This window comes from Micromonospora sp. NPDC049204, assembly GCF_040647935.1.
In the GTDB taxonomy this organism is placed as follows: Bacteria; Actinomycetota; Actinomycetes; order Mycobacteriales; family Micromonosporaceae; genus Micromonospora.
In genome coordinates this window covers 278,553-301,163 of sequence record NZ_JBEZDC010000009.1, presented here as the reverse complement: position 1 = coordinate 301,163, position 22,611 = coordinate 278,553, and the positions used below count along the sequence as shown (strand labels likewise).

At 71.1% G+C, this 22,611-nt stretch carries 18 protein-coding genes; 9 read left to right on the top strand and 9 right to left on the bottom strand.

The annotated features are described in order from the left end of the window. Window positions 1-26 precede the first annotated feature (26 nt). Window positions 27-968 carry a diacylglycerol kinase family protein gene (locus AB0A90_RS19825; protein WP_357249705.1) on the top strand — a complete coding sequence of 314 codons (942 nt, stop codon included), beginning with the start codon at window positions 27-29 and terminating at the stop codon, window positions 966-968. On the opposite strand, the gene AB0A90_RS19820 is transcribed toward AB0A90_RS19825, so the two are convergent. Next, the gene (locus AB0A90_RS19820) at window positions 931-1,848 is read right to left on the bottom strand and encodes an EamA family transporter (protein WP_357249603.1); all 918 of its coding nucleotides are present in this window, start codon (window positions 1,846-1,848) and stop codon (window positions 931-933) included. The two genes, AB0A90_RS19825 and AB0A90_RS19820, sit on opposite strands and share 38 nt — an antisense overlap. Before the next feature lie 123 nt (window positions 1,849-1,971). Here AB0A90_RS19820 and AB0A90_RS19815 point away from each other — a divergent pair, with 123 nt between their 5' ends. Both AB0A90_RS19815 and AB0A90_RS19810 read left to right on the top strand, forming a co-directional pair. Then, the gene (locus AB0A90_RS19815; protein WP_357249601.1) at window positions 1,972-2,280 is read left to right on the top strand and encodes a hypothetical protein; all 309 of its coding nucleotides are present in this window, start codon (window positions 1,972-1,974) and stop codon (window positions 2,278-2,280) included. Next, window positions 2,277-2,672, top strand: coding sequence for a PIN domain-containing protein (locus AB0A90_RS19810; RefSeq protein ID WP_357249598.1), 396 nt, complete (start codon window positions 2,277-2,279; stop codon window positions 2,670-2,672). The genes AB0A90_RS19815 and AB0A90_RS19810 overlap by 4 nt, the downstream gene beginning before the upstream one ends. A gap of 11 nt (window positions 2,673-2,683) precedes the next feature. Here AB0A90_RS19810 and AB0A90_RS19805 read toward each other — a convergent pair whose 3' ends face one another. Beyond that, window positions 2,684-3,451 carry an HAD-IA family hydrolase gene (locus AB0A90_RS19805; RefSeq protein WP_357249595.1) on the bottom strand — a complete coding sequence of 256 codons (768 nt, stop codon included), beginning with the start codon at window positions 3,449-3,451 and terminating at the stop codon, window positions 2,684-2,686. A gap of 86 nt (window positions 3,452-3,537) precedes the next feature. On the opposite strand from AB0A90_RS19805, the gene AB0A90_RS19800 reads away from it, so the two are divergent. Both AB0A90_RS19800 and AB0A90_RS19795 read left to right on the top strand, forming a co-directional pair. Beyond that, entirely contained in the window at window positions 3,538-6,330 is a 2,793-nt protein-coding gene (locus tag AB0A90_RS19800) for a DEAD/DEAH box helicase (protein ID WP_357249592.1), read from the top strand. A 165-nt stretch (window positions 6,331-6,495) separates the two neighbouring features. Then, window positions 6,496-7,383: an MHYT domain-containing protein gene (locus AB0A90_RS19795; RefSeq protein ID WP_357249589.1), complete on the top strand. Its 888-nt coding sequence runs from the start codon at window positions 6,496-6,498 to the stop codon at window positions 7,381-7,383. 27 nt (window positions 7,384-7,410) lie between these two features. Here AB0A90_RS19795 and AB0A90_RS19790 read toward each other — a convergent pair whose 3' ends face one another. From AB0A90_RS19790 to AB0A90_RS19775, 4 genes are all read right to left on the bottom strand, one after another. Further along, window positions 7,411-8,268 (bottom strand): endonuclease/exonuclease/phosphatase family protein, encoded by an 858-nt coding sequence (locus AB0A90_RS19790; protein ID WP_357249586.1) that lies wholly within the window; start codon window positions 8,266-8,268, stop codon window positions 7,411-7,413. Window positions 8,269-8,373: 105 nt separating this feature from the next. Continuing rightward, entirely contained in the window at window positions 8,374-9,312 is a 939-nt protein-coding gene (locus AB0A90_RS19785; protein ID WP_357249583.1) for a superoxide dismutase, read from the bottom strand. Window positions 9,313-9,473: 161 nt separating this feature from the next. Further along, window positions 9,474-11,810, bottom strand: coding sequence for a beta-L-arabinofuranosidase domain-containing protein (locus AB0A90_RS19780; RefSeq protein WP_357249580.1), 2,337 nt, complete (start codon window positions 11,808-11,810; stop codon window positions 9,474-9,476). 38 nt (window positions 11,811-11,848) lie between these two features. After that, window positions 11,849-12,019 carry a hypothetical protein gene (locus AB0A90_RS19775; RefSeq protein ID WP_357249579.1) on the bottom strand — a complete coding sequence of 57 codons (171 nt, stop codon included), beginning with the start codon at window positions 12,017-12,019 and terminating at the stop codon, window positions 11,849-11,851. 751 nt (window positions 12,020-12,770) lie between these two features. On the opposite strand from AB0A90_RS19775, the gene AB0A90_RS19770 reads away from it, so the two are divergent. Together AB0A90_RS19770 and AB0A90_RS19765 are read left to right on the top strand one after the other, a co-directional pair. After that, the gene (locus AB0A90_RS19770) at window positions 12,771-14,555 is read left to right on the top strand and encodes a family 43 glycosylhydrolase (protein WP_357249702.1); all 1,785 of its coding nucleotides are present in this window, start codon (window positions 12,771-12,773) and stop codon (window positions 14,553-14,555) included. A gap of 400 nt (window positions 14,556-14,955) precedes the next feature. Further along, entirely contained in the window at window positions 14,956-16,293 is a 1,338-nt protein-coding gene (locus AB0A90_RS19765; RefSeq protein WP_357249699.1) for an endo-1,4-beta-xylanase, read from the top strand. Between the two features lie 90 nt (window positions 16,294-16,383). Here the strand turns inward: AB0A90_RS19765 and AB0A90_RS19760 are convergent, their stop codons facing one another. The 3 genes from AB0A90_RS19760 to AB0A90_RS19750 form a co-directional block, all read right to left on the bottom strand. Then, complete coding sequence (locus tag AB0A90_RS19760; RefSeq protein WP_357249576.1) at window positions 16,384-19,311, bottom strand: glycosyl hydrolase; 2,928 nt, start codon at window positions 19,309-19,311, stop codon at window positions 16,384-16,386. Window positions 19,312-19,467: 156 nt separating this feature from the next. Beyond that, the gene (locus tag AB0A90_RS19755) at window positions 19,468-19,875 is read right to left on the bottom strand and encodes a hypothetical protein (RefSeq protein WP_357249573.1); all 408 of its coding nucleotides are present in this window, start codon (window positions 19,873-19,875) and stop codon (window positions 19,468-19,470) included. Between the two features lie 118 nt (window positions 19,876-19,993). Next, entirely contained in the window at window positions 19,994-20,737 is a 744-nt protein-coding gene (locus AB0A90_RS19750; RefSeq protein WP_357249570.1) for a hypothetical protein, read from the bottom strand. Between the two features lie 93 nt (window positions 20,738-20,830). Between AB0A90_RS19750 and AB0A90_RS19745 the strand changes: the two genes are divergently transcribed. Both AB0A90_RS19745 and AB0A90_RS19740 read left to right on the top strand, forming a co-directional pair. Then, window positions 20,831-21,931, top strand: a complete 1,101-nt coding sequence (locus tag AB0A90_RS19745) for a histidine kinase (RefSeq protein ID WP_357249567.1) — start codon at window positions 20,831-20,833, stop codon at window positions 21,929-21,931. Next, window positions 21,928-22,596 carry a response regulator transcription factor gene (locus AB0A90_RS19740; RefSeq protein ID WP_357249696.1) on the top strand — a complete coding sequence of 223 codons (669 nt, stop codon included), beginning with the start codon at window positions 21,928-21,930 and terminating at the stop codon, window positions 22,594-22,596. Before AB0A90_RS19745 ends, AB0A90_RS19740 begins: the two co-directional genes overlap by 4 nt. Window positions 22,597-22,611: the final 15 nt, after the last annotated feature.

Below are 22,611 nucleotides of genomic sequence, written 5' to 3'. Positions count from 1 at the left end.
TGCTGCCCGTGACCGCAGACGATCACCTGCCCGGCCCGCCCGCCGGTGCCCCGGCCGACCGCGCCCCGCTCCCCGGTGGCCCCGTGGCGGTGCTCGCCAACCCGACCGCCGGTCGGGGGCGGCACCGGGCCCTGCTGCCCCGGCTGTTGGACGGGCTGGCCGCCGCCGGCCGTCCGGTCCGCGTGCTGTCGGCGGTCAGTCCGGGCGAGGCGGAGGCCGCCTGTCGTGCCGCCGTCGCCGACGGCATCGGTGCGCTTGTCGCGATCGGTGGGGACGGCACCGTGCACCGGGCGATGCAGGCGGTCGCCGGCACCGCCGTGCCGTTCGGTCCGGTGCCGGCGGGGACCGGCAACGACTTCGCCCTCGACACCGGGTTCCCCGCCGACCCGGTGGCGGCGGTGCAGGTGATCGCGTCCGCGTTGCGGGCCGGCCGGACCCACGTCGTCGATCTGGCCCGGATGACCGGGGCTGACGGCGCCGAGCGGTGGTTCGGGGCGGTCCTGGCGGCGGGGTTCGACGCGATCGTCAACGAGCGGGCCAACCGGATGCGCTGGCCGCGCGGACCCCGCCGGTACGACCTGGCGATCCTGGTGGAGTTGGCCCGGCTGCGGCCCCGCCGCTACACGCTGCGCCTCGACGGGGTGCCGCACGACCTCGACGCGGTGCTGGTGGCGGTGGGCAACTGCCCGACGTACGGGGGCGGAATGCGGATCTGTCCCGCCGCCGACCCGACCGACGGGCTGCTGGACGTGGTGGTGGCGGGGCGGGTCAACCGCCGGACGCTGGTCCGGGTGAAGCCGCGCATCTACCAGGGCACGCACGTGAGCCATCCCCTGGTGACCAGTTACCGGGCCCGCACCGTGGAGCTGGCCGCCGACGGGATCGTCACGTACGCCGACGGGGAACGTTCCCTGGAGCTGCCGGTGACGATCAGCGCCGTTCCGGGCGCCGTGCGGCTGCTGCGTTGACCCGTACCGCTCCGATGCTGGCCGCGATGACCAGCACGATGGCGGCGCACTCCAGCAGGGTGAGGGCCTGCCGCAGCACCAGCCACCCGGCGAGCGTGGCGACGGCCGGGCCGAGGCTCATCAGCACCGCGAACGTGGCGGTCGACATCCGTCGCAGCGCCAGCAGCTCCAGGGTGTAGGGCAGCCCGGAGGCGAGCACCGCGAGGACGGCGCCGAGCGCCAGCACCGGCGGGTCGAGCAGGACCGCGCCGCCGTCGACGATGCCCAGCGGCAGGGTGACGAGCGCGGCGACGGTCAGCGCCAGGGCCAGCCCGTCCGCGCCGGGGAACCGGCCGCCGACCCGGGCGCTCAGCACGATGTACGCGGCCCACATGGTGCCCGCGCCGAACGCGAAGGCCACCCCGGCCGGGTTGAGCCGGTCGAAGCCGCTCTGCCCGAGCAGCGCAACCCCGGCCAGGGCGAGTCCCGCCCAGCCCCAGCTGGCCAGTCGTCGGGCGCTGAACACCGACAGCGCCAGCGGGCCGAGCACCTCGAGCGTCACCGTCGGCCCCAGTGGGATGCGTTCGATGGCCTGGTAGAACAGCGAGTTCATGCCGGCCAGCGCCAGCCCGAACGCGCCCGCCGCGAGCCAGGCCGACCGGTCGTACCCGCGCAGTCGGGGCCGGCACACGATGAGCAGCAGCACCGCCGAAATGGTCAGCCGCAGGGTCACCGCGCCGGCCACCCCGGTACGCGGGAAGAGCAGCGCGGCCACGGCGGACCCGAACTGCACCGACAGCGCCCCGCCCAGGACGAGCCCCACGGCGACGACGCCGCCGCGCCGGGCCGGTGGCGTGTCGGCCGGCGTGGGCGTGGGCAGCAGCGTCTCGGTCACGCGCACGACGGTAGCGGTCGGTTCCGGCTCCCTCGCGGCGGTGTCGACCTGCCGAAATGCGAACCCCGGCGGGGCCGACGCGGCCGTTCCTGGTCGCCAACGCGGTGCTACCGGCGTACGGTTCCTGGTATGACCAGCGCGATGCGGAAGCTGTCGATCTCCGTGCCACCCGACGTGGCGGAGCGCCTGGAGCGCGAGTCCAACGCCAGCGCCTACATCACCCGGGCCGTCCGGGACCGGATGCGGTTGGACGCCTTGGACGCGGAGTTGGCCCACCAGGGCATTCCCATCACCGAGCAGGGTGTGGCCGAGGCGCGCGCCCGCCGTGCCGCCGTGGAGGCCGACTGGTCCCCGGAGCGCCGCGGCGCGCTTCGGGAGCGGGCCCGCCAGCACGCGCGGGACGCCGCCGCCGGCACGCGCGAACAACCGGCGGCGTGAGCACCGAGGACGACCGACCGGTCCGGCTCGTGCTGGACCGGTCGGCTCTGCTGGCGTACCTGGCGGGGTCGGTGCATGTCGGGGAGCCGCTGCACGAGGTGATCCAGGACCGCAACAGGTTCGGCGTCACCGCCGTGACCGCGGCGGAGACGCTGGCGATCGTCAGTGACCCGAAGGAACGGGCGACCCTGCACCGGCTGCTGAGCCTGGACGCCTGCGAGGTGCTCTCGACCGAGGGGCACTCCTGGCACGAACTCAGCTTCTGGCGCACGGTGACGGGCCGCGCCGATCTGGCCACCACGGCGCTGGCCGTCCTTGAGCACGATGCCTCGATCCTCACCGGGGAGGACCGGTACGGCGACGAGCTACCGGTGATTCACATTCCGGCCTGACGACGTGCGGGTCAGCCCGGCAGGGCGAGGTCGAGCACCGCGCCCAGCCCGTTCTCCCGACCCGGGTCGGCGGTGGGGAGCACCAGCACCGCGCAGCCGGCCGCCACCGCGCCCGCGTCCGCCGGGGTGTCACCGACCATCAGTGTCTGCTCCGGGTCGACGCCGAGCATCCCGCAGGCCCGCCAGAAGATGGCCGGGTCGGGTTTGCAGCGCCCCACCTCGTACGACAGCACGAACGCGTCGACCAGGTCGGTCAGCCCCCAGGTGTCGAAGTGCGGTCGTACGTCGAAGCCGATGTTGCTGACCACCGCCACGGGCACTCCGGCGGCGCGCAGCGCGGTCAGTGTCGGCGCGGTGTCCGGGTACGGCAGCCAGCCCTCGGCGGTCAGCAGCCGGTCGTAGAGGGCGTCGGCGAAGCCCTCGATGCCGGCGTCGACGGTCTCGGCCAGCCCGGTGTACGCGCCTCGGTGGGCGTGCTGGTAGAGGTCCCGGTCGGCCCACAGTTCGGCCAGCCGGGGTGGCACCCGCGCCGGCAGTGGGCCGCCGGCACGCCCCGCGGTCAGCAGCCGGTCGGCCAGCGAGGTGGCGCGGACCCGGTCCAGGGTGACCCCGCACGCCGCCGCGGCCGCCAGCACCCACTGCCGGGGCTCCTCGACCTGGGCCAGGGTGCCGTGGAAGTCGAAGAGCACCGCCTTGACGGGCCGTCGGGACGCCCGGGGGGCGTCGGTCTCGGGGCTGACCGGCGGACGAGTCTGGGGCGGTTCGGCATGGTCCGGCACGCCGTGCACCCTACCGACCGCCTCGGATGGCCCAACGGGTCGGCCTTGTCGGGTGTCCCGTCCCGGCACGCACTAATCTTGGTGCCATGTCGAGCCCCGCCGAGCGGTACGCAGCGGCGCGCCGCCGGGCCGCACAGGCCGCAGAGTTTCCGGCGCTGGACGAGTTCGCCCTCGATCTGGGGTTCGACCTCGACGATTTCCAGCGGGAGGCGTGTCAGTCACTGGAGCGGGGCAGCGGGGTGCTGGTCTGCGCCCCCACCGGAGCCGGTAAGACCGTGGTGGGGGAGTTCGCGGTCCACCTGGCGTTGCGCGGGCGGCCCGACGACCCGGTGCCCGGCGACGAGCCGCCGGCCCGGCGCAAGTGCTTCTACACCACGCCGATCAAGGCGCTGTCCAACCAGAAGTACCACGACCTGGTCGCCCGGTACGGCGTCGAGCAGGTCGGCCTGTTGACCGGCGACAACGCGATAAACGGCGACGCGCCGGTGGTGGTGATGACCACCGAGGTGCTGCGCAACATGCTCTACGCGGGCTCCAGCACCCTGCAGGGTCTGGCGTACGTGGTGATGGACGAGGTGCACTACCTGGCCGACCGGTTCCGTGGCGGGGTGTGGGAAGAGGTGATCATCCACCTGCCCGCCTCGGTCACCCTGGTCTCGTTGTCGGCGACCGTGTCCAACGCCGAGGAGTTCGCCGACTGGCTGGTCACCGTGCGCGGCGAGACCGCGGTGGTGGTCAGTGAGCACCGACCGGTGCCGTTGTGGCAGCACATGCTGGTCGGCAAGCGGATGTTCGACCTGTTCCACGACGCCGACGCCGCCCGCAAGCACGACGTGCACCCGGAGTTGCTGCGCTACACCCGGGACCAGGTACGCCGCCTGGAGTTGGGGGAGGGGCGCAGCGCCGGACCGGGCTCCGGTCGACGTGGCCCCCGGTGGCGGGGCCCGATGCGCCCGGACATCGTCGACCGGCTGGACCGGGAGGGGCTGCTGCCGGCGATCCTGTTCATCTTCAGCCGGGCCGGCTGCGCAGCCGCGGTGCAGCAGTGCCTCGCCGCCGGTCTGCGGCTCACCTCGGCGGAGGAGCGGGCCGAGATCCGGCGGGTGGTCGAGTCGCGGGTGACCGCGATCCCCGGCGAGGACCTGACGGTGCTGGGCTACTGGGAGTGGCTCGACGGCCTGGAGCGCGGCCTGGCCGCCCACCACGCCGGCATGCTGCCGGTGTTCAAGGAGATCGTCGAGGAGTTGTTCGTCCGTGGTCTGGTGAAGGCGGTCTTCGCCACCGAGACCCTGGCGTTGGGCATCAACATGCCGGCCCGCTGCGTGGTCCTGGAACGGCTGGTCAAGTACAACGGCGAGGCGCACGTCGACCTGACCCCGGGGGAGTACACGCAGCTCACCGGTCGGGCCGGCCGCCGGGGCATCGACGTGGAGGGGCACGCCGTCGTGGTGTGGTCCCCGGAGACCGACCCACGGCACGTGGCCGGGCTCGCGTCCACCCGCACGTACCCGCTGCGCTCCAGCTTCCGTCCGTCGTACAACATGGCGGTGAACCTGGTCGGCACGGTCGGCGCGGAGCCGGCCCGGGCGCTGCTGGAGTCCTCGTTCGCCCAGTTCCAGGCGGACCGGTCGGTGGTCGGTCTGGCCCGGCAGGTGCAGCGCAACACCGAGACCATCGAGGCGTACGGCGCGGAGGCCGCCTGCCACCACGGCGACTTCGACGAGTACTTCGCGTTGCGGGTGGCGATCGCGGACCGGGAGAAGGCGATCGCCCGGCAGGGTCAGACCCAGCGCAAGGCCGCCGCGGTGGCGTCGCTGGAGCGGCTGCGGATCGGCGACGTGATCCGGGTGCCGTCGGGTCGGCGGGCCGGGCTGGCCGTCGTCCTGGACCCGGCGACCGGCGGGTTCGGTGAGCCCCGGCCGCTGGTGCTCACCCAGGACCGGTGGGCCGGGCGGGTCAGCCCCGGCGACTTCACCACGCCGGCCGAGGTGCTGGCCCGGATCCGGGTGCCCAAGCACTTCAACCACCGTTCACCGGGTGCCCGGCGGGATCTCGCCGCAGAGGTCAGCGGCACCGGCCTGGACCGGCACGGCGGCCGGCGGGGTGGCCGTTCCCGGCAGGCGGCCGGCGACGATCACCAGATCGCCCAGCTCCGCACCGAGCTGCGTCACCACCCCTGCCACGCCTGCCCGGAGCGGGAGGACCACGCCCGCTGGGCGGAGCGCCGGCGGCGACTGGAGCGCGACACCGAGGAGTTGCGCGAGCGCGTCTCCGGGCGGACGGGGTCCCTGGCGCGGACCTTCGACCGGATCGTGGCGCTGTTGACCGACCGCGGTTACCTCGCTCGCGACGGCGCGGTCACCGACGCCGGTCGGATGCTCGGTCGGATCTGGACCGAGGCGGACCTGCTGGTCGCCGAGTGCCTGCGCCGGGGGGTGTGGAACGGCCTGTCCCCGGCCGAGTTGGCCGCCGCGGTGTCGGTGGTGGTCTTCGAGGCGCGTCGCGACGTCGACGAGCGGGCGTCGTTGCCGCGGGGGCCGGTGGCCGACGCGGTGGACGAGACGGTGAAGCTCTGGGGCGAGATCGAGGCCGACGAGGCGGCCCGCGGGCTGACCGCGACCCGGGAGCCGGATCTGGGCTTCGCCTGGCCGGTCTACCGGTGGGCCCGGGGCGAGGCGCTGGCCAAGGTGCTCGGCAGTGGTCACGAGATCGACGGCGAGATGCCCGCCGGTGACTTCGTCCGGTGGGCGCGGCAGGTGGTCGATCTGCTCGGTCAGCTCGCCGACTCCGGCGGCGCCTCGCCGGAGTTGCGGTCCACCGCCCGGCAGGCGATCGCGGCCGTCAACCGGGGCGTCCTGGCGTACCACACCTCCACCTGACCGTCACTTTCAGTAACGATCGCCGACGAATCGGCGCTTCGGACAGTCACCGCGACAGCACCCCCCGAATAGCTTGGGGGGCACTGTTGCGCCTGATCACGCCACCCCTGATCATTGCCGAGCGCCTTTGTTGACGCGCCGGTAACGATCGGGGAGAAGACCGCTGTGGCGGACATCAATCACTTTGAGTACGGGTGGATCACGCCCGCGTTGAGTTACGCGCTGTCCGTGCTCGGTTCGGTCCTCGGGCTGGTGTGCGCGGGGCGCATCCGTACCGCGCGCACGGCCGGCCAGCGGGCCTGGTGGGGCCTGCTGGCGGCCTGGGCGCTGGGCGGCACCGCCATCTGGGCGATGCACTTCATGGCCATGCTGGGCTTCGCCGTCGAGGGCACCCGGATCCGCTACGACGTGCCGCTGACCGCGGCGAGCACGGCCATCGCCGTGGTGGCGGTCGGTATCGGCCTGGCCATCGTGGGCACCGGTCGGTTGAATCCGGTACGCCTGGTCGCCGGTGGCATCTTCACCGGCGCCGGGGTGGCCTCCATGCACTACACCGGCATGGCGGCGATGCGCCTCAACGGCAGCCTCGGCTACGACTCCGTCCGGGTCGTGCTCTCGGTGGTCATCGCTGTCGTGGCGTCCACCGTCGCGCTGTGGCTCGCGATGACCGTCCGACGAGGGCTGGCGGTCTTCGCCTCCGCGCTGGTCATGGGCATCGCCGTGAACGGGATGCACTTCACCGGGATGAGCGCCCTGTCGGTGCACCGGCACGAACGCGTGGGCGGGGTGACCGGCGCCCAGGTGAGCACCCTGCTGGTGCCGATCATGGTGGCGGTGATCTTCGGCGTGGTCGGTCTGCTCTACGCCCTGCTCGCCGCCCCGACCGACGACGACCGGGCCGCCGCCGCGTACCTCGATGGGCGACGGGTCCCGGAGCCGGCTGCCGCGGTGCCGCCCGCCGCCGCCCCGGACCCGGTCGGGTTGCGCGCCCGCTCCACCCTCGGTCAGCCGGGCACCCCGTTCCCGTCCCGCCGGGACACCCCACCCCGCTGATCGGGGCGCGGCACGGCCGATGCGGGGTCAGGTCGTCGGCCGGCCGCCGTCGATCCGGAGGGTGGCCAGCAGCCCGGGGTGGTCGGTCGCCCCGTGCATCGGCACCGACCTGCGGCAGCAGAGGCCCACGTCGGTCGTCGCCACGACGTGTTGCCGCGCGCCGTCGTCGATCCGCTGGTGACCGGACGGCACGCAGGACCGCACGTCGGGGTCGCCGCCGGCGCGCAGGTTGAGGTCGCCGCTCAGCAGGACGGGCACGTACCCGCTCCGCCGACGGATCGGCGGCAGGATCGTGTCGAGCAGGTGGCGGCACTGGGCGAGCGCGACCGCGTAGCCGGTGGCCGCCAGATGCGTGGTGCAGGCGAGCAGGACCGCGTCGACGTCGACGCAGAGCCAGGCTCGTTCCTCGGGGTCCGCGAGGTCCTGCGTCGGGTGGATCCCGCGGTACACGGCCCGCGCGGTGTCCGACGTCCGCGCCCGCGTCAGCAGTCCCACGCCGTACGGTTGGCCGTTGCGGCACCGCGTGTCGCCCCCGCTGGGACGGTCACCGGCGGCCTGGAACGCGGAGACGACCCGCCGCCCGGTGTGCACCGTCGCGAACACCCGCTCCAGGACGGCCACGTCGTCCCGGCAGATCTCGTTGAGGGTGACCAGGTCGGGTGCCTCGGTGCCGATCACCTCGGTGGCCCGGTGCAGGGATCGGCCGCTGAAACACGCGGCGCGGCCGCTGTTGCAGAGGTTCATCTGGAGCACCCGCAGGACCGTCGGCCCGGTGCGGTCCGTCGGGCTCGCCGGCGGCGGCCCGGCGGGCAGTGCGGCGGCGGCGAGCAGACAGCCGACGGCCAGGGCGCGACGCAGAAGGCGGTGCGAGCGGGGGTCGGCCACGCGGGCTCCGGGTGCAGAGGGCGGCAGTCGTCGCCGAGGTGCCCGTGATCCTACTGACGGCCGGCCGAGGGGGCACCCGCGGTGCGCGTACCCCCTCGGTCCACCTCAGCGGGCGCGGACCGCGACGACGGTGTACGGCGTGGTCGGGGTCGGTGGCGTGGTGAAGCGGCCGTTGGGCAGGTAGAGCCGGCCCAACGCCTCGGCGACGGTGGTGGGCACGTCGAAGTTCGGGTCGGTGATGGTGCCGGTGACCGTGCCCCTGGTGCCCGCGTGGTTGAGCGTGGCCACCGCGATCTGGTTGAGGCTGTTCTGCACGACGTAGAGCGTGCGCCCGCGCAGCAGCAGCCCGTCGCCGTTGGTGAAGGTGTAGCCGGGCACGTCCACGACGGTGGTCGCGCCGGTCGCCGGGTCGACCCGGTACAGCGTCCCGGTGTTGGACTGCACGACGATCAGCGCACTGCCGTCCGGTGTGGTGGTGATGCCGTTGAGGTTCACGCCGGTGCCGACCTGCTCGTACGCCCCGGTCAGGGGGATGGTGGTGAACGTGTCGGCGGGCGGCAGGGCGCCGCCACGACCGAGCGGCAGCCGGTAGAGCACCGGCCGGTTGGAGTCGGTGAAGTACGCGGCGTCGCGGGTCAGGATGACGTCGTTGACGAACGTCGGGGTGGTGGCGAACTGGTAGCGCGCCACCACCTCACCGGTGCGGGTGTCGAGCACGCGGGCGTCGCCGGCGGTGCCCCCGGCGACGAAGAGCCGGCCGCGCGGGTCGATCTTGAGGCCGAGCGACGGGGTGCCGGTGGGTGCGCCGATCGCGGTACCCCGGCCGGTGACCAGGTCGACGCGCTGGATGGCGCCGGTGGCGCGGGAGCCGAAATACGCGTACCGGCCGGCGGTGGCAATGCCCTCGGGTGCGAAACCGTCGGGCAGGGCGAGGACGGTGGGCAGATGCCCGGCGGGGTGTGCCTGCGCGGGCGCGACGGCGACGCAGGTCAGGAGGGCGGCGGTCAGGGCACCGCCGAGCGCGGCCCGAAGAGGTCGGTTCACTGTGCTCCTTCCGGGCGGACCGCGGCACGAGCCGACAGATCCACCACGATCACTGGGGCCAGGACCCTGCCACTGTACGACCGCCGCCGCCCGCTCGCCCGGCGTCGCCGGCGCGGTCCTCGGGGTGACCGCGCCGGCGCGCCGGCGAGCTGGGCGGATCGTCAGGCGTTGCGGACCAGCCGCCAGCGGTTGTCCGCGCTGCCGTTGTCCGAATCCTGCACCGCCTGCGCTCCCATCGCGGTCGACCCGTTCAGGATGGCGAGCAGCTTGTTGCTGTTGACGTTGCGGATCTTGTAGGTCCCGTCGCCGTTGTCGACGAGGATCCACCGGTGGTCGGCGGTGCCGTTGTCCGCCCACTGCAGGACCCGGGCGTTGTCGGCGGTGGACATGTTCTCCACACCCAGCACCTTGTTGCTGTGGGCGTTGCGGAACCGGACCGCGTTGCCGTCGGTCACGACCACCCAGTTGTGGTCGGCGGTGCCGCTGTCGCTCCACTGCACGGCCAGACCACCGTCGGCGGTGGACATGTTCTGCACGCCGAGGACCAGCCCGGTGCCGACGTTGACCAGGCGGTAGCTGCCGCTGGGGCCACCGCCGCTGCCGCTGGTGTTCCAGTAGACCGTGTAGTTGTAGCCGTGGGCGTCGTAGAAGGGGGCGAGGTTCACCGTGGACCCGTTGGCGCTGGCGGTGAACGCGAGCGAGCTGGTGCTGGTCCGGGTGATCGAGGAGACGGTGAGGGTGGGCAGGGTGCTCAGGGCCGTGTTGCCGTAGTTGCCGGCCAGCACCGTGGGGCCGTACGTGACCGCTCCGACGTTGGCGTTGTCGTTGGCGGCCTTGATGGCGACCTGCATGGGCAGCCGTACGGTGATGGTGTCGCCCGCGGCCCAGGTGCGCGTGACCGTGGCGTAGCTGCCCGGGGTGGCGGTGACGTTCTCCACCGTGCCGTTGACGGTGATCGTCGCGCCGCTGGTCCAGGACGGGATCCGCACCCGGATGCTCCAGGAGCCGCTCATCGAGCCGGACAGGGTCAGCGTGGTGGTGTCACTGACCGGGAAGCTGGTGGTCTGGGTGACCGTGATGCCGCGCTGGGTCCAGTTCAGCACCGACGGCGTGAACAGGTTCACGCTCAGCGTCGTGCCGTTGTAGAAGTAGATGGAGTCCATCAACCTCGTGTTGATCTCCAGGCCGGTGCCCTGGCAGCACCAGAACGAGTTGTAGTCGGTGCTCCAGGTGCCGCCACCCCACGCCGGGCCCACACCCCGACGGCCACCCGGCCGCAGCGGGGTGAAGTAGGTGATGTGGCCGCGGCTGTCGGCCGAGTTCTGTCCGCCGATCAGGTGGTTCATCAGCGCGCGCTCGTAGTAGTCGAAGTAGTCCGCCCGGTTCGGGTCGAGCAGCCACAGCTCCCGGGTCAGTTTGAGCATGTTGTACGTGTTGCACTGCTCGCACGTGTCGTTGGTGAGGTAGCCGGCGATCGCGTTCGGCGGCCGGAAGTGCTCGGCCTGGCTGTTGCCGCCGATGACGTAGGTGTGCGCGCCGACGGTGATGTTCCACGCGTTGCTGGCGATGCTCCGGTAACGGGTGGTCCCGGTGGCCTTGAACTCCCGGGCCGCGCCGATCCACTTGGGCACCTGCGTGTTGGCGTGCTTGCCGTTGAGCTGGTCCTGGCCGGAGGCCAGCGGGTCGAAGATGCCGGCGTGGTCGAACCGCTGTGCGGTGGCGAGCCACCGGCTGTCGCCGGTCATCTGGTAGATGTCGGCGAGCACGTCGTTCATGCCCCCGAACTCGGTGCCCAGCATCGACTGCATCTGGCTGTAGCTCAGCCGCGACGTCCGGGTGTCGACCCAGCCGGCGAGGGACAGCAGGACCGTACGGGCCTGCGTGTTGCCGATGTAGCGCCAGACGTCGAGCAGCCCGGCGAGGGTCTTGTGGATGCAGTAGTAGGGCACGTTGCCGTTGGACAGCGTCCGTGCCTCGAGCGCGCTGAAGTCGGACTCCGGGAAGCCGGAGAGGTAGCCCGCGCCGAAGCCGGCGGCACCGTTGTTCGCCTGGCACTTGGCCAACTCGGCGACCATGTAGTTGGCCTTGTCCCGGCAGGTGGTGTCGCCCAGCACCGCGTACGCGTACGCCCACGCGCTCAGGAAGTGGCCCTGCATGTGGGTCCGGAACGGGAAGTTCGGCGCGTCCCAGCCTCCGTTGGTGGCGGCGCCGTTCGTGGACAGCCGGTGGTTGGCGCGGAAGTTGTAGAGCATCCGGTCGACGTCGACGAACCGCAGGTAGTTGAGCGTCCGCGACTGGTTGTCCATCCAGCGGCCGGAGGTCAGCCGCACCTGACCGAGGTCGAACGCGTACGCCGAGACGCCGATGTCCGCCCGGGCCGGCGGGACCACGGCGGCCGCGGCGCTGCCGGCGACGAGGGTGCTGCCGGCCGCGGAGACCACCGCGGTGGCACCGGCGGCCTGAAGGAGGTGGCGGCGGCTGAGGGGCAGGGATGGCATGGGAACCTCCGGGAAAATTCGGTACGGGGACGGGTGCGCTACGGGGTGGTGCGAACGGTGGCGTGCTGGCGGTCGGCGGCGTGTGAGCTGCCGCGGTGCGCGTCGGTGCTGGCGGTCGGCGGCGCGGCGACAGCGGCGCTCGGAAGACTCGGTGCGCCGCTGGCGGTGGACCGAGCGTCCTGGGTGAACGTGCGTCGAGTCAGCGGCACGGTAGGCGACCTTTCCGAGGCGCGGGACGGGTGTGGTGGCCGCCCGAGCGGTGGTCGGGGGCCGGCTGGTGGCGGCGCATCGATGGCGGCGGGTCGTCAGCGGAAAACACGCACGGCGGGTGCGATGGTGGTGGAGCAGGGTCGCCGTGGACGCGATGGGCTGCCCGGAGGCCTATCGCGGCACATCGATGTGATCGCTAACATAGTTGGTCGTTAACACGCCCGCAACCCCCGAGTGCACCGCGCCGATCGCCTCGCCGCCTCGGCCCGGTGGCAGCACGCCGTGACCCCTGGTCGGCGCCGGTCGAGGGGATCGCCGTCGGTCCGGAATGGACGCGGATGGGGCTTCTGACCACCAGAAGATAACAGCGCGTAACGGGCAGCCGATGCCGGCGGGCGGTGACCGCCCCGTTGACGTCGGCTGCACGGCTCAGTACGTTGCATCGTAAATCTTGGATGTCGTCGTCGCTACATCCTTGCGGCGATGTCGTTACGACGGGCGCTCCGCATCGCCCAAAAGTCCAGGTCAACCGCCGAGGAAGGCATCGACCAAGATCTGTTAGCGCTAACACGGGTGCCGCCCGTGCTCCGTCCCACGCGCACGGTGCAGCTCGTTCGACCGGCAACCCGGATGGCGGTGACTCGTCGACTCGACGCGGACCTCGCGCACAGCGCACTCTCTCTGGGAGTAATCGTGAAGGTGAGAACCCGAGCCACCACCACCCCCACCCTCAGGCGGGCCGTCGCCTGGCTGGCGAGCCTCGTCTGCGTCCTCGCACTGGTCCCGGCCAGCGCCGTCAAGGCGGACAATCCGATCGTTCAGCACGTGTACACCGCTGATCCGGCCCCGATGGTCCACGACGGCCGGGTGTATCTGTACACGGGTCATGACGAGGACGGGTCGACGTATTTCACGATGCGTGACTGGCGGGTGTTCTCGTCGGCGGACATGGTGAACTGGACCGATCATGGATCGCCGATGAGTCTGGCGACGTTCGCCTGGGCGGATGCCAACGCGTGGGCCGGTCACGTGGTCGCGCGCAACGGGAAGTTCTACTGGTACGTGCCGGTCCGGCAGCGGTCGAACGGACAGATGGTGATCGGCGTCGGCGTGGCGGACAGCCCGACGGGGCCCTTCCGGGACGCGCTCGGTCGGCCCCTGGTGGGCAACAACGAGATCGACCCGAACGTGTTCGTCGATGACGATGGGCAGGCGTACCTGTACTGGGGTAATCCGGGTCTGTGGTACGTCCGGCTGAACGCGGACATGATCTCCTACTCGGGCAGCGTGACGCGGATTCCGTTGACGACCGCGGGTTTCGGCACTCGGACGGGGAACGCCTCGCGGCCGACGCTGTACGAGGAGGGGCCGTGGGTGTTCAAGCGCGGCGGGTTGTACTACAACGTGTTCGCGGCGGAGTGTTGTTCGGAGTTCATCGCATACTCGACGGCCCCCGGTCCGACCGGGCCGTGGACCTACCGGGGGACGATCATGCCGCGGCAGGGCGCCAGCTTCACCAATCACGCCGGGGTCGTCGACTTCAACGGTGGCTCGTACTTCTTCTATCACAACGGGGCGTTGCCCGGTGGAAGTGGTTACACCCGGTCGGTGGCGGTGGAGAGGTTCTCCTACACCTCCACCGGGATGTTCCCGACGATCACGATGAGCACGACCGGTGCGCCGCAGGTGGGGACGCTGAACCCGTACGTGCGCCAGGAGGCCGAGACGATCGCGTGGGGCTCGGGGATCGAGACGGAGGTCGCCAGCGAGGGCGGTATGAACGTCGGGTGGATCGAGAACGGCGACCACGTCAAGGTCAAGGGCGTCGCCTTCGGCGCGGGCGCGACGTCGTTCACCGCACGGGTCGCCTCGGCCACCAGCGGTGGGCGTATCGAGGTCCGCCTCGACAGTGCCAGCGGCCCGGTCGTGGGCACCTGCACCGTGGGCGGCACGGGCGGCTGGCAGACCTGGACCAGCACGACCTGCGCGGTCACCGGCGCCACCGGCACCCATGACCTGTACCTCCGCTTCGCCGGCGGTAGCGGCAACCTGTTCAACATCAACTGGTGGCAGTTCGGCGGCACCGGCGGCAGCGGCACCGTGCTCACCAACGGTGACGTGGAGAACGGCACGACCGGCTGGGGTGTGCACGGCAGCGGGACGCTCTCCCGGAACACGTCGGTCGCCCACGGCGGCAGCGGGTCGCTGTCGATCACCGGCCGGACCGGGGCGTGGAACGGCCCCGGCCAGGACGTGACCTCGAAGCTCACCAACGGCAAGAGCTACACCACGAACGTCTGGGTACGGGCGCAGAGCGGCACGCCGTCGGCCAAGGCGACCCTGTCGCTGACCGCGAACGGTACGACGAACTACGTCCAGCTCACCCCGGCCGTGGGGGTGAACGTCAACGGTTGGACCCTGCTCACCGGCACGACGACCGTGTCGTGGAGCGGCACGCTGTCCAACGCGACCTTCTACGTCGAGACGGCGGCGGGCACCGACAGCCTCCTCGTCGACGACGCCTCGTTCCAGTGACGCGTGCTGCCGGAGCCGGCTGCGGACGGCTCCGGCAGCACAACCCCGGCCGGGATGACCGGAGCGGCCCGCCCGCGACGGCGGATCGTTACGACTTGACGAACGGCATGTTATCGCTCACAGTCGATGTTTGAGGGCGGCCGCACCTGTGGTTCACCGGGCGAGCCTGCTGGTCGCACCTCGGAGCACAACGTCCGCCCAGGGCATGCCGGACGTCGTGTCGGGGTCTCCCACCACCGGTGCCGTGCTGGCGACCGGGCTCCCGTTCGTCCTGGTGTCGCCACCGCGAGCCGACCCGTCTCCATCACCGAACCACCACAGACAAGGAATTCGCATGAATCACAAGAGAGTCCTGCGATTGGCGGTGACCGTCGCTGCCACCGGCGCACTCGCCGCCGGAATGACGATGACGCTGACCTCCACGGCCAGTGCCGGCACGACCCTGAAGGCGTCGGCGGCCGAGAAGGGCCGTTACTTCGGCGCGGCCGTCGCGGGGCAGAAGCTGTCCGACAGCACGTATGTGACGATTCTGAACCGCGAGTTCAACAGTGTCGTGGCCGAGAACGACATGAAGTGGGACGCGACCGAGCCGCAGCAGGGTCGGTTCAACTACACCGGTGGTGACCGGCTGGTCGCGCACGCGCAGGCCAATGGTCAGAGTGTGCGGGGCCATGCGCTGTTGTGGTATCAGCAGCAGCCGGGTTGGGCGCAGAACATGTCCGGCAGTCCGTTGCGCAGCGCGATGATGAACCACGTCACGCAGGTCGCGACCCACTTCAAGGGCAAGATCCATTCGTGGGACGTGGTGAACGAGGCGTTCGCCGACGGTAACAGTGGTGCGCGGCGTGACTCGAACCTGCAGCGCACGGGCAACGACTGGATCGAGGCGGCGTTTAGGGCGGCGCGGGCCGCGGATCCGGGTGCGAAGTTGTGTTACAACGACTACAACACCGACGGGATCAACGCGAAGTCGACGGGTATCTACAACATGGTGCGGGACTTCAAGTCCCGTGGTGTGCCGATCGACTGTGTGGGGTTCCAGTCGCACCTGGGCACGTCGTTGTCCAGTGACTACCAGGCCAATCTGCAGCGTTTCGCCGATCTCGGTGTGGACGTGCAGATCACCGAGCTGGACGTGATGAGTGGCGGCAACCAGGCCAACATCTACGCCGGGGTTACCCGCGCGTGCATGAACGTCTCGCGGTGCACCGGTATCACCACCTGGGGTGTGCGCGACTGTGACTCGTGGCGTGGGTCGGACAACGCCCTGCTCTTCGAGTGCAGTGGTAACAAGAAGGCCGCGTACACGAGCGTCCTGAACGCCCTCAACGCCGGCCCGGGCATCACCCCGTCGCCCACGACGCCGGGGCCGACGACCCCGGGGCCGACGAGCCCTCCGCCGACGAGCCCGTCGCCCACGACCCCTCCGCCGACGACCCCTCCGCCGGGTGGTTGCACGGCAACGGTGTCACTGAACTCGTGGACCGGTGGTTTCGTGGCCAGCGTGAAGGTCACCGCCGGCGCGGCCGGCACGAACGGCTGGAACGTCAGCGTCACGCTGCCCAGCGGTGCGAGTGTCACCAACACCTGGAGTGCGACGGCCAGTGGCTCCACCGGCACGGTCCGGTTCACCAACGTCAACTACAACGGCCAGCTCGGCGCCGGCCAGGTCGCCGAGTTCGGCTTCCAGGGCACCGGCAGTGGGGCTGGCATCACACCCACCTGCGCCGCCTCCTGACCGAGCACGACTGACCGACCCGTCCCCGTCGGCCGGTGTGCGGGACCGTTCCTGGTCCCGCACACCGGCCGTTCGCGGTGCACGAGCCGATCAGGAGTACGGCAGCCGCACCACCGACTGGTTGCCGATGCCCACGGTGCTGGGGTTGTTGCCGATCGCGGACCAGATCTCCACCCGGACCGTGCCGTTGCTCAACGTGCCCAACGTGCCGGTGGCCGAGGCTAGGCCGGCGCTCTGGGTGTAGCGCTCGTAGCCGGGCACCGGGTCGGTGGCGAAGTACCGCAGGGTCTCCACCCGGTCCCAACTGCCGTTGCCGGTGAGGTCGTAGGAGATCCGCACCTGCACACCGTTGCCGACCGCCGTCCCGGCATCCACGAGCAGGTCGAACGCGGTCTGCCCACCGGAGTAGGCGAGGTTCAGGCCGGTCGCCCTGAAGACCTGCGCGTTGGTGGGCGTACCGTCGTGGTTGCCGTTGGCTGCCGCGACCGTCGTCGTGGCCGCGCTACCGGCCGCGCCCAGCCCGCCCCCCGGCAGCAGGTACCGGGTGGGACCGCCCGTCGCCGGCGGCGTCGTGGTCGGCGGAGCGGTGGTCGGTGGGGCCGTCGTCGGCGGCGCGGTCGTGGGTGGGGCCGTGGTCGGTGGGGCGGTCGTCGGTGGGGTGGTCGGCGGTACGCCGCCGGACGCGTTGCCACCACTCCAGGTGTACGCCCCGGTGGTGGCCGTCCGGCCCGCCGCCACGGTGAGTCTGGTGCCGTTGGAGAACGTCACGGTGATCGGCGCGGCGGTCGGGTTCGAGGCCACGTAGGTGCGTGCCCCGTTGCGGGAGAACACCGCCGACAGCGGGTGGTTGCCGGTCACCGTCGGGTCGACGGACCCGAGGGCCGCGAGGTTGCGGATCCAGTGGAAGGTGTGTGCCCGGCTCTCGCCCTCCTCCGGGGTGTAGCCGGGGTTCGCGCGGAGGTTCGCCAACGCCGCGTCGGGGTCACCGAGGGCCTGGAACTGCCAGAGGATGTCCTGCCACACCGTCGGTTGCCCGCCGTTGTTGCGGACCAGCTCGGCGTAGTTGGTCCGCACGTACGCCGGGTTGTTGCCCAGGTAGAGGTGTCCACCGGTGACCGGCAGCAGGTTGATGCCCTGGATCATCTCCGGTTCGCCGCTGAACCAGGTGGCGTACGCGCCGCCGTCGCCCCAGACCATGCCGACCGTGGAGTGCCCGAAGGCGGCGGGGAAGTTCTGGTCGCTGGAGTCGAACCAGTACTCCTGGATGGCGGCGGCCTGCGTGGTGTAGAGGAAGACACCGGCGTCACGGACGGCGGTGTTGCCGGTGACCTGCCCCCACTGGATCAGGGCGTTGGCGAAGTTCATCCCCTCGGACGAGGACTCCTGGTTGTTTCCGGAGCCGAACGAGCCGTGCCCGGACGCCCAGTCGTGGCCGGCGTAGATGTCGAAGTCCCGCAGGTAGGGGAAACGGGTGTCGCCGCGCTGGTAGTTGTTGGCGTCGCGGATCAGCAGGTCCACCATGCCGCCGTAGCGGCTGGCGGTGGCCCACGTCGGGTCGAACTTGGCGAGCGTGGCGGCGGCGGCGATGAAGTAGCCGTAGTGGAAGTGGTGGTCGTTGAGTTCCTGGTCGGAGCCGTACGACGCCGGATAGCCGATCAGGGTGCCCCAGTTGTTGTCGTAGTAGAAGACCCGGCTGGTCTTGCCGCTGGACGCGGTGAACCAGTCGGTGAGCGTGCCGCGGATGGCGTTCAGCGCGCTGTCGCGCGTCGTGGTGTCGTTGACCTGGTCGGCGATCTCGGCGATCCGGGCGGCCCGGCCCAGCCCCTTGCCGGTCCAGTACGTGTCGGTGCCGCGCTGGTCCATCGGGTTCGCGCGGGTGGCCGCGAGCTGGCTGTTCAACGTGGCCAGGTCGCTTCCGCTACCGTCGCCGACGGCCGGCAGCTCCGGCAGGACGCCCTGGAAGGTCATGGCGGTGCGGAACTGGTTGACGCCGGTGAGCACCTTCATCCGGCCGCGCGCCGACGGGTAGGTCGGGGTGATGGCGGTGGACCCGCTCAGCGACTTCCACTGGTGCGGGTAGAGGCTGACCACGGTCTGCGTGGCGGAGCCCTCCCGGGCGGTCGTGGTGAACGCGTACGTGGTGGTCAGGCCGCTGGTCGACGGGTTGTACGCGTACGACACCTGGGTGCCGGTCACGTGGGCGTGGGCGTACCGGCCGTAGGTCGCGGCCAGGTCGGCGCGCTCCGTGGCGCTGGACGTCGGTGGCAGCAGGGCCACGGAGAAGTAGCCCCGACCGGCGAGGGTGGACGAGATCCGGCCACCGGCGACGGTCCAGCTGGCGCCGCTGGGCGCGTACGCGACGTAGTCGTGCCCGTTGACCCGGAACCCGATGGTGGCGCCGCTGGCGGACCACACGTCGGGAGTGCCGGCGGTGCCGATCACCGCGTCTCCGCCGGTGGTCTGGAAGTACGCGAAGGGCAGCCCGTGGCCGATGGTGGCGCGCATGGTGCGGGTGCCGTCGCTCCAGTGTGGGCTGACCGTCCAGTCGGTCCAGCCGTCCACCCTGACCTGGGGTGCGCCGAGCCCGGCCACGCCGACCCGGATGTCCTGCACGTAGGGGTAGTGGTATTCACCGACGCCGGTCGCGGTGCCGCTGATGGTGGGCGTGGAGTTGGCGGAGAAGCCCAGGCCGTCGGTGAAGGTGTCGTACGAGATCGGGTGAGCGTGCAGTGGTTCGCTGAAGGAGCAGTCGGTGCGCTTCCACAGCAGCGAGGACCACCAGTCGTTCGTGGGGATCGGCCCGGCGGGGGCGTTGGCGGTGGCGAACTGCCGGGGGTTGCTGGCCATCGCGCCGCAGCCGCTGGGGAGCGCGCCGACCGGGGTGGTGGTGTAGCTGCCGGCGCCGACAGGTGCGGCCTCGGCGGCGCGGCTGACGGGGATCGTGAGACCGCCGACGACCAGGGCCAGGGCGGTCGCGATGGCCAGGGCCCAGCGGCGGTGGGGGACGGGAGGTTTCATGGTGCCTCCATCGCGCGCCGGGGTGCGGCAGGTGCCGGGTCCGACGCGTTGCGTCTGAATTAGGGAGAAGGTCAGGCGAGAGAGCGCTCTCACGGCAACGGTAGTGGAGCACCTAGATCCCCGTCAATGTGTCAAACCCGTTGCGTGCGGATGTCGCTAACCGCCAGCGCCCGCGTCCGACGCGACGACCGGCGCGCCACTGTCGTCGAGGTCGCCCAGGAGCGCTTCGGGCGCGCGCATCCGCCACGCGTCGGTCACCAGCTCGCGCAATCGCTCCAGATCGACCGCCGCCAGCCGCACCAGCACCAGGGGCAGTCCGGCGTAGCCGGGCGTGGTGAAGAAGAGCTCGGGCTCGCCGAGCACGAGCGCCTGCTTCTCGGCCTCGTCGCCGACGAACAGCACGGCGATGTCGAGTCGGATCACCCGGGGCTGTCCGGGGACGCGCTCCGGGTAGGACCAGATGAATCCCTTGTCCGCCACCCGGAAGTCGAAGCCGTCACTGGGGATCTCCACCGTGTGCGGCAGGGCCAGCGCCACCCGGCGTACGTCGTCGGCGTCAGCCACCAAGGCCCCCCGCACCACACGCGATCAGCATGTGCCGAGATTACGCGGTGGACAGGTCGACGGCGGTGGCGCCGAGGACGGCCCGGTTACCAGGTGCGTGGGCCAGCGGTTGAGGCCCTCAGCTCGGTGGGACGGGTGGCAGGTCCGCGTGGGTGATGGTGTATCCGCCGTCGACGACGGGTGCGAACGGGGCGGGTGCCATGCTGGTGCCGATCTCGGATTCGGTCCATTCGCCAGCGTTGTTCTTTGTCATGTTCATGAACTCCCACGAGAAGCCAACTCGGTCGCGGGAACCGCGGGGCGTGTCTTTGCCCGCGTCGTACACGCTGAATCCGAGGCGTTTGCCAATCCAGTGGTCTGGTCCGCCCGCGCTCACGGTGGTGATGACGGCGGTCAGGGACGCGTAGCCGGGCGCGGTCACCATGGAGTCGACCTGGCCCTCGGCGGTGAAGGTCATGTTCCACTGGGCAGCGTAATGTGTGATCTTGACGGTGCCGGCGGCGTCGTTGGGCGAGCCAGGAAGCGATCCGCCGTCACCGGTGGGAAGCGGGCCGCGGGTGTAGGGCGCGGCGCGCGCGGCGAAGGCGAACGACCGGATGTCGTCGTCGTTGAGGTACGTGAGGCGTACGTCCGCAGCTCCGACGACGCTGGCGATCCTCGGCTTGCCCGATGAGTGGCTGGTCTCAGCGGCGGCGGTCACCGCCGTTGTGGTGATCAGGCCAGAGGTCACGGCCAGCGTGGCGATGGTGGCGGCGCTTGCGAGGCGCATGGTTAACGACCTTTCCCAGAGCTGAGGGAGCGCGTGGCCGGAACGCTTCCGACCGCTGCATTCAGCCTTCCCAAGCGACCGGCAGCGCACCATGTGCCGATCGGGAGATCCTGAGCCCGTGCCGCACCCGGTGGATATGCCGAATGGGCTACGAGAGCGAGGCCAGCACCCGATACCGTCGACGCGGTGTGGAATACAACCACCGCGATCGCGGTCGCCTGGGCGGTGACCACGGCGGTATGGGCGGTGCTGGCGCCGCGGCGGTTCCGGCACCGCCTGGCTGGTCCGCTCGCCGCCGTCGCCGTGCTGTCAGTGGTGACCGGCTTCCGGCAGCCGCACCCGGTACCCGAAAAGACATCGCTGTGGACGCTGATCGAGATCGCCGCACTGCTGGTACTGCTGCGCGGCGTGGTGCGATGGTCACCGGCCCGCGCTGCGGTACCGGCCGCCTGTCTGGGAGTCGTGGCCTGCGCGCTGTGGCCGGTGCCCGTCCTGGAGACGTCCTCGTGGCTGGTACGGGTCGGTGCGGCGATGTTTTGGATGCTGCCGGCGCTCGGCGCCGTCGTGGTGGGCGGCTACCCGCGCTGGCAGGCGTACCGTTTGGAGGAGGCGGTGCGGCACGCACGCCGTCGTCAGCAGCTGGATCTGGCCAGAGATCTGCACGATTTCGTGGCGCACGAGGTCAGCGCGATCGTCGCCCAGGCGCAGGCGGCGCGGTTCGTGGCCGACACCGATCCGGTCCAGGCGCCGCGCGCGTTGGAGCGCATCGAGCGGGCTGGGTTGAACGCGTTGACGCTGATGGACCGCACGGTTCAGATGCTCCACGACGCGGACGGCCGTGCGGTCGCCGCCGGACCCGGCATCGACGGACTGCCCGCGGTTGTCGAGCAGTTCGGATCAGCCGGAACGACAACCTGCCACCTCGACAACGAGCCCTCCGCAGCCGAGGCACTCTCTGCTCGGGCCCAGGCGGCCGGATATCGGGTGGTGGTGGAAGGATTGACAAACGTACGCCGACACGCGGCCAACGCCACGTCGGTCACCGTGGTGGTACGGCCAGGCGCCGCCGGTACTGTCGACGTGGCGGTCACCAATGACCTTCCGCCGAGCAGCCGCCGGTCGCGTAGCCGCGGCACGCGTGGCGGGCACGGGTTGATCGGGCTTCGTGATCATGCCGTAGCCGCGGGAGGTACCTTGACGGCCGGACCGCTCACCGACGACAACGGTGGCGCCGGGTGGCGGCTGACCGCCACCTTCCCCGGCGAACCGCCCAGGGGCGACGAATGATCCATCAGCCTTCGCCCACCCGCATCCTCATCGCCGACGACCAGGACGACATCCGCAGTGGCTTCCGGCTTGTGCTGGACTCCCAGCCTGACATGACTGTCGTTGGTGAGGCCGCAGACGGAAGGTCAGCCCTCGCCAAAGCCCGCGACCTCACCCCGGACGTGGTGCTGGCCGACATCCGCATGCCCGGTCTCGACGGGCTGGAAGTCACCCGGTTGCTCGCTGCGACCACCAGAGTCGTCGTGATCACCACCTTCGACCTCGACGAATACGTACACACGGCATTGCGCAACGGCGCCTGCGGCTTCCTCCTCAAACGATCCGGGCCAACCCTGCTGATCGAAGCCGTCCGCGCCGCCATGGCCGGAGACACCCTGATCAGCCCCCAGGTCACCGTGCGGCTGCTCCACACCCTGGTCCAGAGTGCATTGCCTGGACCGGCGAACAAGGCGCACCCACTCACCGCACGCGAGCTGGAGATCGCTCGACTCATCGCGAACGGACGCACCAACGCCGAGATCGGCGCCACACTCCACATCAGCGCCGGCACGGTCAAGACCCACGCCGCCAACATCCAGGCCAAACTCGCCGCCCGCAACCGCGTCGGGATCGCCGCCTGGGCCTGGCAACACGGCCACATGACGCCCGACCAGCCGACCAGGTAGACGCATGTGCCGAGA